This window comes from Streptomyces sp. NPDC107550 (assembly GCF_055639095.1).
The window spans coordinates 284149-299793 of sequence record NZ_JBVKBC010000008.1; the positions used below are offsets into that span (position 1 = coordinate 284149).

The 15645-nt window shown below is 68.4% G+C and carries 9 protein-coding genes and 2 pseudogenes; 2 read left to right on the forward strand and 9 right to left on the reverse strand.

Annotated elements, in window-relative coordinates; genetic code table 11:
* Positions 1-157: 157 nt before the first annotated feature.
* Positions 158-1054 (reverse strand): hypothetical protein, encoded by an 897-nt coding sequence (locus tag ACZ7LY_RS14765; protein WP_471624949.1) that lies wholly within the window; start codon positions 1052-1054, stop codon positions 158-160.
* A 105-nt stretch (positions 1055-1159) separates the two neighbouring features.
* On the opposite strand from ACZ7LY_RS14765, the gene ACZ7LY_RS14770 reads away from it, so the two are divergent.
* Both ACZ7LY_RS14770 and ACZ7LY_RS14775 read left to right on the forward strand, forming a co-directional pair.
* Positions 1160-2623, forward strand: a complete 1464-nt coding sequence (locus ACZ7LY_RS14770) for an AbiJ-related protein (RefSeq protein WP_471624950.1) — start codon at positions 1160-1162, stop codon at positions 2621-2623.
* A gap of 10 nt (positions 2624-2633) precedes the next feature.
* Entirely contained in the window at positions 2634-3695 is a 1062-nt protein-coding gene (locus ACZ7LY_RS14775) for a PDDEXK family nuclease (protein WP_471624951.1), read from the forward strand.
* Positions 3696-3819: 124 nt separating this feature from the next.
* On the opposite strand, the gene ACZ7LY_RS14780 is transcribed toward ACZ7LY_RS14775, so the two are convergent.
* From ACZ7LY_RS14780 to ACZ7LY_RS14815, 8 genes and pseudogenes are all read right to left on the reverse strand, one after another.
* On the reverse strand, positions 3820-4254 hold the full coding sequence (locus tag ACZ7LY_RS14780) for a helicase associated domain-containing protein (RefSeq protein WP_471624966.1): 435 nt from the start codon (positions 4252-4254) through the stop codon (positions 3820-3822).
* Between the two features lie 49 nt (positions 4255-4303).
* Complete coding sequence (locus ACZ7LY_RS14785) at positions 4304-5260, reverse strand: TniQ family protein (protein ID WP_471624952.1); 957 nt, start codon at positions 5258-5260, stop codon at positions 4304-4306.
* The gene (locus tag ACZ7LY_RS14790; RefSeq protein ID WP_471624953.1) at positions 5257-6243 is read right to left on the reverse strand and encodes a TniB family NTP-binding protein; all 987 of its coding nucleotides are present in this window, start codon (positions 6241-6243) and stop codon (positions 5257-5259) included. The genes ACZ7LY_RS14785 and ACZ7LY_RS14790 overlap by 4 nt, the downstream gene beginning before the upstream one ends.
* Before the next feature lie 116 nt (positions 6244-6359).
* Positions 6360-8483 (reverse strand): Mu transposase C-terminal domain-containing protein, encoded by a 2124-nt coding sequence (locus ACZ7LY_RS14795; protein WP_471624954.1) that lies wholly within the window; start codon positions 8481-8483, stop codon positions 6360-6362.
* Between the two features lie 13 nt (positions 8484-8496).
* Positions 8497-9350, reverse strand: a pseudogene (locus tag ACZ7LY_RS14800) (TnsA-like heteromeric transposase endonuclease subunit).
* Between the two features lie 98 nt (positions 9351-9448).
* Positions 9449-11845 (reverse strand): helicase associated domain-containing protein, encoded by a 2397-nt coding sequence (locus ACZ7LY_RS14805; RefSeq protein ID WP_471624955.1) that lies wholly within the window; start codon positions 11843-11845, stop codon positions 9449-9451.
* A 10-nt stretch (positions 11846-11855) separates the two neighbouring features.
* A pseudogene (locus tag ACZ7LY_RS14810) lies at positions 11856-13121 on the reverse strand (helicase associated domain-containing protein); the annotation flags it as partial.
* Between the two features lie 168 nt (positions 13122-13289).
* Entirely contained in the window at positions 13290-15461 is a 2172-nt protein-coding gene (locus ACZ7LY_RS14815; RefSeq protein ID WP_471624956.1) for a CHAT domain-containing protein, read from the reverse strand.
* Positions 15462-15645 lie beyond the last annotated feature (184 nt).

Consider the following 15645-nt stretch of genomic DNA (forward strand, 5'->3'; position numbering starts at 1 on the left):
AAGAAGACGCCAGCCCACGCTTACGCCTTCTGCTTCCCCGCCGTTCGCGCTGCTCAGCGCGGTGCCCGGATGGCATGGGCCAAGGTCTTTGGCATTCAGCTTGTCCGAGTTCCTAACGGATGGGGCACGGTCAGCGGAGGAATATCCGCCTGAGCCCTCAGTACGTCTCGAAGTCGGGTTCCCAGTCAGGGTCGGCTTCGTCGTCGTTGAGTACCTGGCCCTTGATTCCAGCGAGGTCAAGTTCCCACAGCGTGAGTGTGAGACCGCACAGGCGGCACCCGAAGTGCCGGGGGAGGAACCAGATCGCACCGTACTCGCCCGACTTATCCCGGCCGCTTGCGAAGCCGGTGTGTCCGCACGCGGGGCATTCTGCGGGTATGGCGATCGGCCACGGGGCGGCCGTCGGCAATGCGGAGAGGCTGCTGGCGAGTTCGGCGACCTCGGTTTCGGACAGGCGCCGGGTGGTCGCGGCGAAGCGCTCGCGGGCCTGCCGGAGTTTCGCGTGGTACCGGATCTCCATCTCGGTCATGGCCTGGGCCACCAGCGCGGTGCACGCTTCGAGGTGGGTGCTCCAGAAGCCGTCGGGCTCTGTCGACAGTGCTTTCAGGAGCGCGTTGATGTGCTCGATGCCTGCGGCCATGAGTGCGCGGCACTCGGTGACGGGCTGGCCCCACCCCATGTGGGTGATGCCGTTACGGGACTCCCGCAGTTCCTTGAGCTTGGCAGGCGCCTTGTGCTCGGGGCCCAGGAGTTGGGTAGCCCTGAGGATGGTCCCCTCACCGCCGATGGTCTTGAGCCCGGCGCGGCCCTTCTTCGTCATGTCCTCGTTCCCGCTCAGGACCAGGAGGTCGTCCACGCTCGGCTGCTTCACCGACGCGAGGAGCACGGGAGCGATGGACGCCAGGTACGCCTTCGACGCGTGCTCCACCGCGACCGCCATGTGGTGCACGGCGAAGTCCTGGTCGGTGGGCTCCTCCAGGTACGCGTCGACAGCCGTACGCGCCCACTTCCGAGCCGATATCAGCAGGTGCTCGTGGATCGATTCGTGCGACATGCGCATCAAGGTAGAGGGCAGCGCGGGAGTGCACTGCGAATTTGGCTGCCGGGCAAGGTGAGCGGACAGGTGGAATCGTGTCCGGGCGTCGCTCATCATCATGGGATGGGGGACCAGATGGACATGGCGCGGTTGCGGAGGCTGATCGACGGCGTGCTCCTCACGCTGTACACGCGCTACACCGTGAAGGAACTGCCGGCGCTGTGCGAGCGCCTCAGCCTTCCCCCGCCCGGTGCGGGCGACACCAAGCGCGAGCGCCTGGTGGCCAGCCTGAATGCCTGCCCCGACGACCGTCTGCCGGATGTCGCCGAGGCGGCTCTTGAGCAGGAGGAGCTCGGCCAGGCCGAACGGATGGCGCTGCAGGATGTTCTCTGGCTCGGCCGCCACCACGTGCAGATCCCGGGCCGGACCAGGCGCGAGCTGGCCACAGACTTCGATCTGTCGGACCACCTCGGCTACCCGGACCGCTTCATGGGCCTGCTGGGCCGACTATGGTACCTGGACAACGATCCACTTGGCGGGTGGACCACCACGACCAACAGCCTGCGCACCCAGATCGAGCGCCACGTGATCCGGTTCCCGGACGACTGGACGACGGAGCAATTCTTCGAGCAGCTCGGTGCCTTCGAAGCACCACACCCCCGCTTCGGACACTTCATCGAGGGCCTGGCATCCTCCGCCGTCCTACCCGACGAGCCGGCGCAGCGCCGCTTCGTTGAACTGGCCAACCGGCACCTGAACCCAGCGGGCGCCCAGCTGAGCCAGCACGGAGAAACAGATGGCTACCCCCAATTCCAGCTCGTCGAGCACGGCCGTGGCACCACACGCCGCCCGCGTAACCTCATTTTCGCCACTCTGGGCAAGCCCGACATCCGCTTCACCAGCGCCCTCGACAACGACATCGAGGTAGCCGAACGCGATGACAAGGTGCTGGTCTACGACCACCCCGTCGGCAAAGAGGGACTGCTCTGGAAGCACATCCTGTCCTGGTGGCAGGAAACCCGGAACATCCCTGACCAGGAGCAGGCGGCGCGGGCCCTCTACAGCCGCATGGAGGCTTCCCTGCCACCAAACTCCCCAGGACAGAAGAACCTTTTCTGGCACTACTACCACGCCAACTGGGACCACTTGAACGACGTGCCCGCCCTCCTGCCGGAGATCTGGCTGCACTGGGACCCCAAGCCTCTCCGCGAACGCGGCGTGCACGCCATGCAGAACCTGCGGATGGACTTCCTCATGCTGCTCCCGGGCCCCCGGCGGGTGGTGCTGGAAGTCGACGGCATGCAGCACTTCACCCGGAACGGCGGCACCAAGCCTGACAGCGCGAAGTACGCCGCAACCATGGCTGGCGACCGCGACCTGAAATTCCGCGGTTACGAGGTGTTCCGGTTTGGCCACGACGAACTCCGCGACCGCGACCGCGCCCAACCTCTACTCGCTGGCTTCTTCGGCGCCCTCCTTGACCGCCCGCCCGCCGGTCCACCTCGAGTGCCGCTATCAGCCCGAGGTGTCAGTGGCCTGCGAGATCATCATTCCGGCGTTCGGGTTCTGCCGGACGACGAGGGCTGAGGGGGACAGGGTGCCGCAGGAACTCTTCTTTGAAACCGTCCAGCGTGACCAGTACTCATATACGAGGCTGAACCGCGCGGCCATCAACGAGCTTCGCACCGCCCCGTCCGCCGGCGGTGACGAAGAGGCTGCGCACGCTCTCATCGACCTGCTGATCGACGACTTGCCCCAGGACCCTGAGCACGACGGACTGATGGACAACTCGGAGACGGGAGCGGTCATACGGTGTCTCAAGGCCGTTCTGCGCCGCCTCGGTATCGAGTTCGAGGTCCCCTTTCACGACAAGCAGGGCTACTACTCGTTCCGGGTGGAGCACAAGAACGGCCTCAATACTGACCTGACCAGGGTCTTCGCCCCGGCGCGCGCAGCGCTGGAACGACGCGAGCAGACCACCTTCACCGGAGGCTTGCGGGGGCTGCGCGGCGAGCTGCGCAATCTCATCTTCGCCGCCGCGCAGAAGCCAGAGATCGTCTGGAGGGACGTCGCGGGTGGGGTCATCGAGATCACGAAGAACAAGGACCACTGCCTGCTGTATGACCGCCCGGTGGGAGCCGCGGGCCTCACCTGGAGCGACCTCGGCAAGTGGTGGCACCTCCAGGACGGCATGTACGGAATGTCTGAGCAGCTCAGGCTGCAGGCGCTCCTGAAGCGGCTGAGGAGGTCACTCAATGCCCCGGAGCAGCTGTTGCTGGACACCTACTGGGATCACGCGATGCAGCGAGGCTTCGGAGACTTTCCTGCTCTGTTGCCGCAGGTGTATCTCCATTACGACCCTTTGGCGCAACATCAGCGGAGTCAACGGGCGGAAGGCAAGGTGCTGACGCGGCAGCGGATGGACTTCCTGATGCTCGCTTCCGGCGGTCGCCGATACGTTCTCGAGCTGGATGGGAAGGAGCACTACTCGCGTGATGGGAAGGTCGCACCCGACCTGTACGCCGACATGGTCCGAGAAGATCGGCGGATCCGTCTGCAGGGGTACGAGGTGTACCGGTTTGGCGGGGCCGAGTTCGTGGACCCACAAGCTGCCAAGCTCATGCTAAGCGGGTTCTTCGACCAGTTGCTGGCTCCGTAGCTCCGCCCCTACGAGGAAGCCACACAAGCTGCCTTCACCTCTGAAGCTGGAGCGGGTACAAGATCGACAGCCCAGGTCACTGCGGCCCGGGCTGTCGCGCGCTGTGGCTCAGCGCCAGACCGAGTCAGGCCCAGGTCATGCCCAGTTCCCGCAGTGCGTCCCGCTGTTCCTGGGTGAGCTTGTCGCGCCGTGCGCGGGTGTTGGATACCCATACGCCCAGCCGTACGGGTGTCGGTTCCTCTTGGCCGTCGACCGCGACGTCGATGACCGCGCCGCGCGGGACCGGCCGTTCTGCGCCTTCCTTCTCCGCCCACTGGGCGAGGGCCGCTAGACCCCGCTGGAATGCTGTGACGGAGCATTGGTTCTCAGGCGGCTTGGTCGTTGGGGTCTGGTGTTCCGTCTTTGGGGGTGGGATTCGGGACGGCCGGAGCCGCTGTGTTCGGCGGGATGGGCGTGGCCTGGTGCCGTGTTCGGTTTGCTTGTTCGGGCGTTTGGCCTGCGGTCCGGTAGTTGTGTGGGAATGATCTTGGGTTTCCAGTGGATGTAGTGGTGCGTCTATAGGCGGCGGTTTGCGCTTTCTCCGGGCTTTGGAGTCTGGTTTTGGCTGGTCAGTGGCGTGTGTGGGTGAGGAAGACGTGGAGTGGGTCGTTCGCGTTGGGGGTCAGGCGGGCGAGGCCGAGCTGGTGGGCGATGAGAGTGAGTGCGTCGTTGGTGGTGCGATGTGGCCGGTCGGGCAGGGTGGCGAGTGCGCGGGCGAGGGCGACGGTTTCCGGATAGACGACCAGATCGCGGGTCAGGAGCGCGGGGGAGGCGTTGCCCGCTGTGGTCAGGTGGGGGTTGGCTGCGCAGAGCTGGTTGAGGCGGGTGTGCCAGCGGTGGGTGAGGTGTTGCTGGTGGTCGTACCAGCGTGTGGTGATGGCGCGTGCTGCGGTCCAGGCTGTGGCGGCTCGGGGGTGTCGTAGCAGGCGCTGGTGGGGGTGGTGCGCGGCGGCGAGTTCGGGCACGCCGTGGGTGTGGAGGGTGGAGGTGAGTCGTGGGTGGGGGGCGGCTTGCTGGTGGCGCGGGCACATCAGCCGGTGCGGTGAGGGGTGGAGCCAGGCGGTGTTGGTGGTGCCGTGGCTTTGGTGGCGGGTGCACAGGGTGCAGGCGCGGACGGGCTGCTGCTCGGCCTCAAGCCGTTTCCAGTGTGCGGCCGTCTCGGTGTCGTGGGCGTCGTCCGGCAGAGCGAGGTGGGGCAGGGCGCGCCGGAGGTGGGGGAGCGGGATGCGGGCGAGGGCGGCGAGGTGCTGGGCCGCGCGCGGAGTGAGGATGAGTTCTGCGGCTGATGGCGTGCCGTGGCGGTGGAGGCTGATGTCGGCGCCGTCGAGGAGCTGGGGAAGCGTCAGATGGTAGGCATCAGCGAGGCGTTGTACGTAAGAGCCGGTCGCTTCGCCGGTCAGCGGCCGTATGCGGAGCACGCCCGGCGCGGCTGACGGGATCTGCAGCCATGTCCCTGCGGTGACGACACTGCGCTGCGCCGGGACGGCTGCGGCCGTATCCCGGGCCGTGACGTCTGTCCGGGTCATGAGGTGCTGGTACTGCGGCTTCGGGTCCGGGTGTGGGGGCGGTAGTGCTGTTCGGCGAGGTGGTCCAGGCGGATGGCTTCGAGGGTGGTTTTGGTGATGCGTTCGGTGCCGTCGATGAGGGCGGTGATGGCGGCTTGACGGATGAGGCGGGCGAGGCTGCCGATGCGGCCGGCGGTGCGCTCGTGCAGATAGGGGGCCAGCTTGGGGAGGGTCCCGGGCCGGTGGTGGCGCAGGTCGAGCGCGGCCTCCATGGCTTTGACGAGGTCGCGGAAGGGCTCTTGGTCGCCGAGGCGGGCGGGGAAGGCGGCGCAGTCGATGAGGGAGGCGCGTCCGGCGAGCTGCGCGCCGCGTACTCCGGTGAACAGGGGGGTGGTGGTGACGTCGATGCCGGCGTAGACGAAGGTGGCGCCGATGCGTTCGGTGAGGTCTTTGAGCAGGTCCGCGGTCTGGGCGCCGGTGGTGGTGCGGGGGTTGAGCCGGTGGACCTCGTCGATCATCACCAGCTGCACCCGGGCGGCGGTGTAGGTGTGACAGACAGAGTTGGTGATCTGAGCCTGGGACATGCCGGCGGCGACAGGGATGCCGAGGTAGCGGGCAAACTCGGTGGCCAGGGTCTTGGCGCTGGCTGCGGGCGGGACCAGGACGTAAGCGACGGGCACCTGCCCGGCTGCTGCCGTGGGGCCGTGGCGGCGGGTGTGGGCGAGGTGGCAGGCGCGTCCGACCTGGAGCAGGGCGGTGGTTTTCCCGGCGCCGGCGGGGCCGGTGACGATCAGGGACGGCCGTGCGGTGACCGCCTGGTGCCGGCCGAGGATCATCAGGGTGCGCACGTTCTTGGCGAGGGTGTCGATGGCCGGGGTGCGCACGGTGACGAACCGCGAGTGATAGGCCAGGCGTTCCTCCAGGGTGCGCGGCTCTGCCCCGCGAGGGGGAGGAACTGCCACTGGCGTGGTGGCGAAGGCCTGGAAGCCGTCCCAGGTGGTCACCGACTGCTGCTGCGCATCAGGGGCATCGCTGGCGCTGCTCGCCGGGGTATCGCGAGGCGGGCCCGCCGCCGATGGGGGGCTGGTAGTCGGCACGCCGCCGGTGCCCGGTGGGGTGTTCACCATTGCTCGGCCTCTGCTTCGGCGTCCCACAGCCCGTATCCGCCTGCCTCGGCCGGCCGCACGCCCGCGCTCTCCGGCTCGCTCGTGTCGGTTCCGGCCGCCACCTCGATGCCGATGAGGTCGTCCAGGCTCTCGCTCCAGTCCGGGGCCGGGGCCGGTGTGGTTTCCGTGTCGAGGGGGCGCCGCTGGCCTGGCAGGTCGGGCAGCTGTGCTGCCGTACTTACGGAGCGGGGGGTTCTGCGGCGGCGGGTGTTGTGCTCGGTCCCGGCGGGGCTGCGGGTGCGGCGCAGGAGCTGGTCGAGGGCGTCGGCGAGGTCGGCTTCGTGCGTCTCGCGGTCCCCGCGTTGTTCGACCTCGGTCTGAATATGGCGCCAGAGGGCGTCGTTGAAGGGCTGGTGGACGTGGTCGCGGTGGATCCACGGGATTTCGTGGAGCTTTCCGTCGGTGAGGCGGACGAAGATCTGGCGGGCATCGTGGGGGTTGTGGTGCACCTCCCACTTGCCATCCTTGCTGGCGACTGGGGAGCGCTGGCCGCGGTGGGGGTCGAGGATGTCGTGGTTGTAGGTGCGGTAGTCGAGGCGGATGCCGCGTTCGGTGATGGGCTGCCACCGCACCGGCAGCAGTTCGAGGTAGTCGGCCCCGCTCAGCGGGACGGGGACATAGCCGCTGATGGTGATGAGCGCGGCCCACATCTGGTTCGGCGTGAGGGCGGTTTTGGGCAGGACGGGGTGGCGCAGTCCGTCGTGGGGCCGGTTCTGCCAGCCGCAGGTGATCCATTCGTCGAGGAAGTCCTGCAGTTGCGGGATCGTCCACCGAGTCTCGGCCGCCGTCGCCGAGCCGCGGCGCTGGGGGTTGGAGCCGGTGTGGCCGGCGACGTGCTGGCAGAACAGGTCGTTGATCGCGCCGAAGGTCCGCTCCACCACAGCCTTGGCCTGCGGCCGCCTTGGAGGGGCGGGCTGGACGCTCACCCCGAGCGTCTCGCACGCGGCGACGAAGCCCTGCGAGAGGTAGATCTTGCCGCGGTCGACGACGATCGTCTCGGGCACGACCACCGGTCGCGCGGCCGCGCCTTCTAGGCGCTCGTCCAGCGACAGCATCCGCTCGTAGGGCACTTCGGCCCGAGACAGATGCAGCGCTGAGGGCCAGGTGGGGCGGGCGGGATGCGGAACAGTCATCTCGGCCAGGAGCAGGGCGGCGTCGACGGCTTTGGTGCTGTGCGGGCGCAGAACGGCGGCCAGGATGGAGCGGGTGGCGACGTCGACGGCAATGGTCAGCTCTGGCCGGCCCAGACTTCCGTCCTCGAGGACGGCCATGATGTCCAGGCGGGTGGTGTCGATCTGCACCTGCTCCCCGGGCCGCAGCACCACCGGCGCCGCCGAGGCGCGGGCGGGTGCGGTGGCGGTACGCGCCGGGCGTCCCGGACGCTCGGCCGGGTCGGCCAGCACGTTCACCAGCCGGTAGAACGTCGACCGCGACGGCATCTCCACCACCCCGCGCCCGTGCGTGTCCTCAAGGATCTGCCCGACCAGCACCTGCAGTCCCTTCACCGTCCCCTTCGACCGGCCTCGCTGGCGCCGCAGCGCCTCCAGCACCGCGGCCACGACCCGCTCGTCGGCATACCCCGTCGGATGACGGCCGCGTGTCGGCACCGTGCGCTTGTCGACCAGCCCCCACAAGCCCTGCTTGCGGTAGGCGTGCCGCATCCGCTCGACCGTCGTGCGGGTCACCCGGGTGAAGCCGAGCGCGGTCAGCTCCTTCGCCTTGGCCGCATCGCGCTGCGCCAGAGTCCACCGCTCCGGGTCGTACTCCGGCCGCATCGCCTGCCCCTCGCGGCTGCCCTCAGGGTGCGGCCACCCGGTCTCGACCTCCCGGATGTGGGGCAGCCAGGCCAGCGCCCGCTGCTGGGCCGCCAGCGGAACGGTCTCGAACAGCCCCCATTGCGGCACCGTGTCCGGCGCCTGCGCGCCCACCACTTCGAAGCCCGGATCGGCGAACAACCGCCCCAACAGCAAGGCTTCTTCAGTGCCGTCCTCCTGCAACAGGTAGACCTGCTGGCCCTGCAACGCAGCGACCTGCCAGGTCTGCCCCCGGTAGACGACGTGCGCGCCGACCTCCACCACCGGTTGCCGACTCTTACCGTGTGTGCCGCCCACTGCGCTCACCCCTTCCTCGGCCGCCCCCGGCGCCCAGCGACTTTTTGACGCCCCCACCACCACGTTCTGCGTCAGCGCAGACCAGCGTCTCCTCGTGCAGCGGCTCATCAAGAGGCGTCGTCAGATGCCCGCACCACAGCGCGTGATAGACAGCCGGCAGTACTTGCAGAGGATCACCCACCGCGGCTGCGCCGTCGGCCAGCGGCCGGAGCCCGGCGAACGCCTCAGCCAACGTGGCCCGCAGCCCGGGCGGGCCCTGATTGCGGGGGTGGCGATAGCCGGCCAGCCATCGCAGGTTCGCCGCCACCACCGGGGGAGGCGGCTCGAGGCGCCGATATGACCAGCCCACGCGCGCGCACGCCGCCTCCAGGACTATCCGCGCCCGCTGCGCCCCGTCTCCACCGGCAGTTGGGCTGAAGGAGCAGTCGGCGAGCAGGCCGGTGCCGTCGGCGTACCGGGCGAACAGCTGAGGCACCCACGAGCGCACCCGCCCGTCGGGATCCCGCCACAGCAGCCGTACCGGACGGGCGGCCAGGCCGGTCACGTCCGGGTCCCGGTCCAGAACCATCAGCTGGGTGCGCATCGCTGCCGAACCGTGTACGACGTGCCGTCCAGTGGTCGCCGACCACCACCAGCCCGGCCCCACCGGCGGCCCGGCACTACAGGAAACGCGGATACCGGCGCGAGGTCCTCGAACCGCACCGACGCCGCCGCCTGATCCCACGGCAACTGCGTCAACCGCCCGGCGGCCGTGACGAACGCGGCCTCGATTCCCGCACCGTCGCCCCCTGCGGCAGCCTGCTGCACCCGCCTGCTGTGCTCGTGCCCCTCCACACTCAACAGCCAAGTCCATGGCGGGCTGCTGAACGCCGTGATCCGGATCCGCCACCCGAATGGGTGAACGGCGGCCGCGATACCGTGCCGCACTGTGGTCAGACCGGGAGATCCTTCAGTTCCTGCAGGAGCTGCTGCTGGCCGGGCAACAGGGTGTGGCGTTGGGCGAGCTGCTCACTGATCCAGGAGCGCAGCTTGGGCGGTGGTTCGAGGCCGGCGGCGAGCAGGAGGCGCAGACGGTGGTAGTCGCGCTGCCAGGCGAACGCCCACGGAGGGAGCCACCACGGATCCAGAGCGGCGAGGGCCTGCATGCCTGGCCATGGAGCCGGTGTGCGGCGCGCGTGGGCTCGGGCCTCTCCGCGTTTGCTGGCGAGCCACCTGCCCAGGGGGAACCCGTTGTGCTGAACGGGGTGCGGCAGCGCCAGGTGGCCGTGAACGCCGGCGTAGTCCCGGGCATGCGCCAAGCCCACGGCGAAGTCGATCCGGGTGCCGGTGGGGTGGTACCGCGCGGTCTGCCTCGTTTGTGCGGCCTCGGCGGTGATGCCGATCTCCCGCAGTAGATCTTGCTGGCGGGGATGGAGATCTTCGAACAGGGCGCACTGCGCGTACAGCCATGATGAGGCAGCCGCCCCCACCCCGGCGAAGCCATCCCCCGGCACCAGCAGCTGATTGCTGCCGCACTGCTTGCGGGCGTGGTGGTAGGCGCGTTGCCATGCCATGGGCCACGGCGGGTTCCACCACGGGTCGATGGCGGACAGTGCACGGCTCCGGTCGGTTTCCTTCTCCGCCATACGGGCCCGGCTGCGTTGGCTCATCAGCCATTGCCCAAGAGGAAAACCGTCCTGCCGCGTTCTCTTGGACGTGGCGAGGTGGCCGTGGACGGCGGCAAAGGCTTGGGCATAGTCCAGGCCGGCCGCGAAGGCCAGAGCCAGGCTCTTGCGGCGAGGGTGTGCCGAGCGGGCGTGCGCGGGCCGGATTCCGAGATCTGCGAGCAGGCGTTGCTGGCCCACGTGGAGGTCGTCGTACCGGGAACACTGCTCATGGAGCCACTCGCCCAAGGCGAGACTGGTGCCGGGGAATCCTGCCGCGGCGTCGACGAGGCCATGCTTTCGAACGTGTACCAGGGCGCGGTGATACGTCCGTCGCCAGGAGACGGGCCAGGGACCATTCCACCAGGGATCGATGCGATGCAACGCCTGTGCCCGCTCTATGGGGAGCGCTGCTACTCCGGTTCTCTGATTGGCCAGCCACGCTCCCAGAGCAAATCCCTCGTGACGGCCGTACTTGGGAACAGCGAGATGCCCGTGATGCGCCGCGTAGGAACGGGCGTGTGCCAAGCCGACCTGATACGCCTGCTCTGCACGGGACGGCATTCCTGCCACCGGCGCACTGCCGATGTGCTGGAGGCGCAGCTCCCGCACCTGCGCCGCGAGCCCACGAGGCCGGTGCGCGACCGGAACCGCCCACACATCTTCCTCGGGCACTGCTCCGCGCTCCCGGCGCACACACGCCCGCACCCAGGCAAACAAGGCTCCTGCGCTGGAGGCGGCAAGCTGCTCCACCAGCCACGGGCGGCTCAGACGGCGAGCCAGCTCGGTCAGCAGACGGGGAACCTCGGCCAGCGTGTGCGGCATCTGACCGTGCGTGTCCTCCAAGACGCGTTGTCGCCACAACCGGTCACACAGAACCGTCGTGACTGCGACGGCCTCCGGATACGTCACCACGTCCCGGGCGAGCACCGCTACCTCACCCTCGGGAAGATCGGCACAGACACGGCCAAGACGCGCCGGCCAGAGCACCTCGTCCCGCCAGCGCGCATCCCACCAGGAGGCAACGACCGCCTGGGCCACGGCAAAAGCGTTCTCGCACGAGCCCCTACGGCGCAGCAGCGGCAGAAGGCGCTGATGCGCACGCATCACCTCCGGGAGCCCGGCGAGGCTCACCTGGCCTTCGACCAGCGTGACTCTGTCCAGCGCCATTGAGTCGAGGGACCAGCACTGGTGCCTGATGCAGATCCTCGAACGCAGGTCGGAGTACAGACGGGCAGAACACGGAGCGCCTGTCCGGGCCGCCGTACACAGTCGGCATCCCAGCATGACGGCAGGAACCGCGCTGCCGGAGGCGAAGCGCACGTTTGGCTGCTCCCCGTTCGCCTTCGCGTCAGCGCCCTCATCCCAGGAAGGCAGCGCGCGGGACAGATGCGACTCGGGCACCTGGCAGAGGGAGGCCAGCCGGCGCCGCACCGCAGGCGTCAGGAACACCTCGCCGACGAGACAGCCCTTTCCCCAGACACCACGCACGCCAGGGCCTGACATCGCAGACAACAAGCCCGTCACGGTGACGTTGTAGCGAGCGGCCAGCCGGTTCACGAAGGACATCGTCGTTTCACCTGCCAGCGGGGCCATCCGGACGACCCCGGTCACCGGCCATGGGGAAAACGAATCCGTCACCTGCCACTCCACAGCTTCACCGGCGTGGGCGACCGGCACAGGCATCCCACTGCCTCTACGCCGCCCATTCCATGCCGAGCCCCCGCAGCGCGTCCAGCTGCTCCGCGGTGAGCCTGTCCCGCCTCGCGCGGGTGTTCGATACCCACACGCCTAGCTTGACGACCACCGGCTCCGTCTCGCCGTCGACCGCGATCTCCTCAGCGTGGCTGCGGGGTACCGGCCGCTGCCCTTCCTTCTCTACCCACTGGGTGAGGGCCGCCAGTCCGCGCTGGAACGCCTGCTGCGCCTTGCTCGGCCCCTTCGTTGAACGCGGGGCCGCCGGGGCAGGAGACGGGGCTTCAGTGGGCTGCACGCCCAGCGTTGTCAGCCGTTTCTGCTGTTCGGCGGAGAGCTGTGTCCAGGTGCTCGCTTCTCTTTGCCGCGTGAGCCATCGTCCGATGTCATCGCCCTCGAAGAGCACGCCGGGCTGGATGTCGGGCAGGTGGCCGTCGGAGTCGACGAGGTGGGCGAGCACCCGGTAGTGGCGTTGCCAGTTGAGTGGCCAGGGGCAGTTCCAATCCGGGTCGATCGCCGCCAGATGCTTCGCCCGCTCCGCCGTGCGCTTTGGGTCCTTCCCGAGTCCGCCCGTGCGGCGGAGGTTGGCGAGGTGCTGCCCGATGGGTACGGGCTCGCCGCCGGCCGGATCGTCCCAGACGGCGTCTTGCCGGGGTGCGAGGTGCCCGGTGGCGTGCCGGTACGACCGCAGGGCGGCGAGCTTGTTCTCCCAGGCTTCCTCGCCGGGCTCCCACACCATCCCGGTCTCCGGCGCGTCAAGCAGCGTCTTGCGCCGGTCTTCCAGTTCCCCGGCCCGCAGCGCCTTCCGCTGCTGGTGGACCCACCGCCCGAGCGGAAACGCCTTCGTCGCCCCGACCTGGACCTCTACCTCGTAGGGGACGGCGTGCAGGCCGGTGATCTCGTTCTCGCGCCGCCACCGGAGGAGGGCTTGGTATCCCTCCAGCCACACCAGGGACTCGGGCCGGTAGACCCGGGTGCGCAGGAAGGCGGCGATGGTCGCCGCGTCGCGCGGACTGGAGAAGTGCAGCAGCGCCGACTCGGCGGCGGCATCGGTGCCGTCGTCGTCGTGCTCCTGGTCCTCATCGTCCCCCGAGCCGCCGGTCCCGATGATCTGCCCGTTCTCGTCCCGCTGCACGTGGACTTTGCGTTTTCCGCTGGTGAGCGCGCGGGAGGCGAGCTGTTCGACCAGGCGCTCATCGTGCGAGCGGAGGCCCTGGAGAACGGCTACGACGGGGCGGAACGAGGCGGAAGCTGCTGGTCTGCAGGGGAGTGTCAGTTGGACGTCGTCATTTAAGTGTCAGTGGCACAAGCCCGGTGACCTGGCGGTTGGCGCTGACGCGTGGTGCTCATCTGCTTCTGACATGACTGACGATGGGGCATGTCGCTCTCGTGCAGACTGCTATAGCGGTTGCTGGGTTTGCGCTGGTCAGTGGCGTTATCTGCCTGGAGTGTCGGAGTCCGGCCAGAGGGCCGCGACGCGTTCCTCCATGGAGGAGATGAGGATCCGTTCCGGACGGCCTGCGAAGAGGTAGAAGAGTGATTCCGGAACGTAGCCCGGGCGGCGGAACCAGTTGCGGACCCGTTCGCCGCGTCCCTGATCATCTGCGATCTCGCCGAGGACTTGTTCTGTGTCCTGGTAGATGTGGGCACCGCGCAGCCGCCCGGCCGATCTGCTGATCATGAATTCCTGTAGTGGGGCCAGCCCGCCGCCCGGGCCGGGGGTCCGTCCCCAACTGCTGAGCGACGGTGTGGACATGAGGATGTCGTTGACGGTGTTAGTGGTCTGGGTGTGATGCCACACCTCCAACAGTGTGGCGTGACGTCCTTGGTTGATGAGGTGGTCGGCGAGATTAGTCAGCAGGCGGCCGGTCAGCATCATGTTGCGGCGCACGTCCACGGGCACTTGCGTGCCCAGTACGGCCAGTGCGCCCTCGCGCAGCAGGAGATCGGCGATGGAGACGGCGCTGGATCCCCGGGGAGCGACGTGACATGCGCTGAGCACGATGACGGGTGGAGTGTGCTGCAGGCCGAGTTCGACGTGCGGCTCGTCGCCGATGACGATGGCCGCCGTGTTGGCAACGAGGGTGCCGTGCGCGCTGATGATCAGCAGGTCTGGTGTGTGCTCGCTGACAGCCTCGCGCAGGGCATCCAGGGAGAGCGTCTGCACCGCGTGGATACTCAGCCCCTTGACGTCTTTCAGGGTGTCCTGAGTGATCCGCCAACCGTCTCGTGAGATTCGGCCCACCGGGTCGCTGGCGGGGATGCACTCCGCCACCAGGACACGGATGCGGTTCTTCCACTCGACACCGACGGCGACGGCACCGGCCTTCTGTACGGTGCGGGTCAGCGGCAGCAGCGGCTCGTACGTCAGGGGCAGGCGCGCCGCCAGCGGGGCGGTGTCGCCCGGCAGGGTGGCAAGGCCCAGCGGGAAGTTGGAGAACACCGTGAGCATCGATGCCCGGCTGATGGCCTCCATCACCGGTTCGGTGAACAAGGGCCTGACGACAGCGTTGAGGCGGCTGAGCAGTTTCTCCACCGAGCGGGGGCGGTCCGCGGCAGAGTCTCGGAAGTGCTTTTCCAGATCGGCCAGCAGCGTGAACGCGCTGGGGGGAACGGAGGGCATCATCAGTCCCAGGCTGTCGTTGGCGACGGCCCGGTGGGTCAGCGTGTACTCGATGGCCGCCCGTTCGACTTGGGCATCATCGCGTTCACCGATCTCGGTCGACCAGGTGTCGCCGGCGTCCAGGGCCGCGAGCGGGCGGATGCGGGCTTTGCGCAGCTGAGGGGGGTAGGCGCCGCGTACGTATGCGGGCGCGACTCCGGGCAGCGCCACTGCAACCGGCAGCCGCAGTCGTGCCTTCTCCTCAATGACCGTCTGTCCAAAGACCGGTTCGGCTTCTTCGATAGTCAGTCCCTGACGCTCCAGTCGGGCGGTGGCCGCGACGAGCGTGTGCCCCTGCAGGGTGCGATGAAGCAGCGTACGTGGTTCCTCATCGGCGGGCGCATCGATGTCCCAGCCCATCCGGCGAGCCATGAGACGCCAGGGCAGGTCCAACGCGGCCAGGTCCAGCCGACGGCTGAGAGCGACCTTCCCCGCCAGCGGAGGGACGTCGGGGTATATTCGCTCCTGGATGGCCTGCCAGTGTTCTTCGAGACTCGCGTCTCCCAGAGACGAGAAGGAGGCGACGGGGAACTCGACCCCCAGCGCGACCGCTCCCCGTGCGGTCCGCTCGACGAGCTCGTCCGGGCACAACGCCAGCATCGGCCGCCACCACGGTGCCAGAGCCAGGCTGTCGAGCGCGGTGACGGGAACGGGCATCACGTGATGTCCCATCGCCAGCTGCTGCAGCCCCTTCAGCTTCCATGCTTCAAGGTCGACCAGGTCTCCTCGTGACTGCGGCAGATGCAGGCAGTACCACAACCCGGGCAACGCCCGGGCTACGTCGCGTGCCAGTGCGTGAGGGATGGCGAATTGATCGGGGTCCTCAAGCGGTGCGTCGATGACCGGCGAGGTTTCTGAGGGAGCCGTGCCGTCCTCCGGGTCGAACACCACGAGGTAGAGCAGATGTCTGTCGGCATCCGGGGGTTGAGGGGCTGGTGTCGTCACTCCTAGAGCCTAGGGGGTGTCCGGAAAGTCATGGGAGCCAGAGCCTGAGGCAGGCGAGGGTGACCATGGCTTGGTAGTGGGCGGCTCGTTTGTCGTAGCGGGTGGGTGCGCCACGAGGCGCCATGGAATCGAGTGAGGTGAGAGACCTTCACCACCGGGTTGTCGTAGCAATCCGGTTGCAGCT